Genomic DNA, 2,568 nt, shown 5'->3' on the forward strand with positions numbered 1-2,568 from the left:
GCGTTCGCGTTTAATTTCCCTTTACTTTCTCATGATTTATTTATCTTTCTTGGAAGAATAAAAACTGGGATGTACCCTAACCAAATATCTCAGAAAGCGGGTTTCTCCCCTACGCGAAATATTTTTCTTGCATCACAAAACCCAGAAAAAATATTCTCTCTACTTATGTAAACCCGAACAACTGCATTAAGCTTGATTTTCAAGACAGTCGCGACAAGAAATGGTACTTAAATAAAAGTAGGCATTTTGGGTTTTTCCGTTGGGAGAGGAATCAGGTTTCTGGGATTGTCATACTTCCAAAAGGCTTTTTCGTGGGGAAAAACCCGATTTCTTGAGATTTAGGGATTATGCAGCAACTACGGTTGCTTTATAGATTCCCCAGAACTGCGCTGCTTCGGATAAATTGGAATAGGTGGCTTATTCTCTGTGGGATTGGTATTCGTATTCATATGGGGACGAAATTCGACAACATCCCGCTTAATAGTGATGTCGTAATTGCCGAAAAAATCGTGTCCTAAAAGCCCAGTTTCCAACTCATTTCCTGCGATCGCAACTGCTGTACGATTAACTTTGACTCCCCCAACCTGCATCGAACTCACATAACCGATAGGGAAAATAACAGATTTGGAACTCGCTGTATTTGCCTTTGCCTTACCCACGGGTACAACTCCCATTACATTCGCCATATTCTGAGTAATCACAGTTCCACTAGCTCCCGTATCGACAATCATCTCAAATGCTTGACCACCATTAAATGTTACCTCAATCACTGGTGTACCACCCATACGACGCTTAATTGGCACAGAAACAACCTCAACTGACCTTTGCTGTGCTAAAAGTTGCGCTTGGATAGATTCAGGTTCGGGAGATACATATATGGGAACGATTTGGCGTTCCACTTGTTTCACTTCAGGAACTGGCACAGAAATAGATGCAACAGATTTTGAACGGGGAGCAATTTGAGATATTCCAGGTTGAGGATTTGGAGATTGGGGAGTTGCGATCGCTTCTGGAACAGCGACTATTACGACTTGCTGGGATTCTGGTTGGGTTAATTGTTGACGATTGGCAACAGCTTTGAGTTGTGAGGACTCAACTTGTCGTCGGTACTCACCGATTTTGCTTTGGGCAATATCAAAATAGGGATTACCGCGTTGTACCAGCTTCATCAATGCGATCGCATCTTGATATTGGCTTGCAACCAAATTCCAGTCAGAAACTGATTGAGCGGATTGACTGATACTAAAAGCTCCCGCAGCCTTATCAAGTCCTCGTTCAAAAAAATTGCCTTCATTTGTAGTAGATTTAAGGGCTGGGGGTGACGAATTTATTTGAGGAGTCGATTCAACCTGAACAGAAGAAGATAAAGCAGGCGAACGAATTTCACCGTTAGCTTGGTTAACTTGAGTTTGCCTGTCCTGACGACAACCAACAACCAAAACTGCCAGTGAAATCGAGATAAAATAGGCGGCTGTGCGTAATGAAAAATAATCAAACATAATTACTAAAGATTTTACTAGCCCAAGGCGGCAAAAATCTACCACCCGATGCCAGTTTTCTTTCTTTACTTAAAGTTGAACGGTTGGTTTTTGTGACGAGAACCAAACGGGAGCAGTGAATCGACTCATGCAATAATTAACCATCGGAGTGGAAGGATTAAGGTACAGATACCCACAAGCCAAGTCTGTACAGGAATTTCATCCTATGCCCATTTTTATTTTTCTCTTTTTAATTGCTTATGCCACTATCTGACGCAATACCCGCCCTTTTTGTCCTCGCAGATGGAACATCTTACCGAGGTTGGTCTTTTGGAGCTACCAGTACAACTATTGGAGAAGTAGTATTTAACACCGGGATGACCGGATACCAAGAAGTTCTGACCGACCCCAGTTACTGCGGTCAGATAGTTTTATTCACCTATCCCGAACTAGGTAACACAGGGGTAAACCCAGAGGATGAAGAATCAGATGGTCCCCAAGTTAGAGGTGCGATCGCGCGCAATATTTGCCACCGTCCTAGCAACTGGCGTTCCACCCAATCCCTACCAGACTACCTCAAACAGCACCATGTCCCAGGTATCTACGGCATCGATACCCGCGCCTTAACTCGCAAAATTAGGACACACGGAGCCATGAATGGGGCTATCTCAACCGAAATTCTCGACCCTGCCGAACTACTCGAACAAGTCCAAGCGACTCCAAATATGAAAGGCTTGAACCTTGTCCGTGAAGTTACAACTAAAGAAGTATACGAATGGTCGGAACCAACTCCTGGTATTTGGGAGTTTAACCCCGAATGTCATGGCAATTCATCCCCTAAATTTACAGTTGTCGCTCTAGACTTTGGTGTAAAACGCAACATTTTGCGCCGCCTAGCTAGTTATGGCTGTCGCGTTATCGTCGTACCCGCAAATTCCAGCCCAGAAGAAATCCTCAAATATAACCCAGATGGAATCTTCCTTTCCAACGGTCCTGGCGACCCATCAGCCGTCACCGAGGGCATAGAAACCACCAAAGCCCTACTCAAAGCCCAAAAACCCATCTTTGGCATTTGTATGGGGCATCAAAT

At 44.0% G+C, this 2,568-nt stretch carries 2 protein-coding genes; one reads left to right on the top strand and one right to left on the bottom strand.

Features of this window, described 5'->3' with window-relative positions:
• Window positions 1-356: 356 nt before the first annotated feature.
• Window positions 357-1,499 carry a retropepsin-like aspartic protease family protein gene (locus tag CK510_RS29125; RefSeq protein WP_095724944.1) on the bottom strand — a complete coding sequence of 381 codons (1,143 nt, stop codon included), beginning with the start codon at window positions 1,497-1,499 and terminating at the stop codon, window positions 357-359.
• A gap of 239 nt (window positions 1,500-1,738) precedes the next feature.
• On the opposite strand from CK510_RS29125, the gene carA reads away from it, so the two are divergent.
• Window positions 1,739-2,568, top strand: an 830-nt coding sequence (gene carA, locus CK510_RS29130) for a glutamine-hydrolyzing carbamoyl-phosphate synthase small subunit (RefSeq protein WP_095724945.1), incomplete at its 3' end; no start/stop codon positions are given.

The organism is Brunnivagina elsteri CCALA 953, from assembly GCF_002289455.1.
Classification (GTDB): domain Bacteria; phylum Cyanobacteriota; class Cyanobacteriia; order Cyanobacteriales; family Nostocaceae; genus Brunnivagina; species Brunnivagina elsteri.

Bases quoted from the DNA above. Each gene is read 5' to 3' on its own strand.
- CK510_RS29125 (WP_095724944.1), bottom strand. From the start codon at position 1,499: ATGTTTGATTATTTTTCATTACGCACAGCCGCCTATTTTATCTCGATT.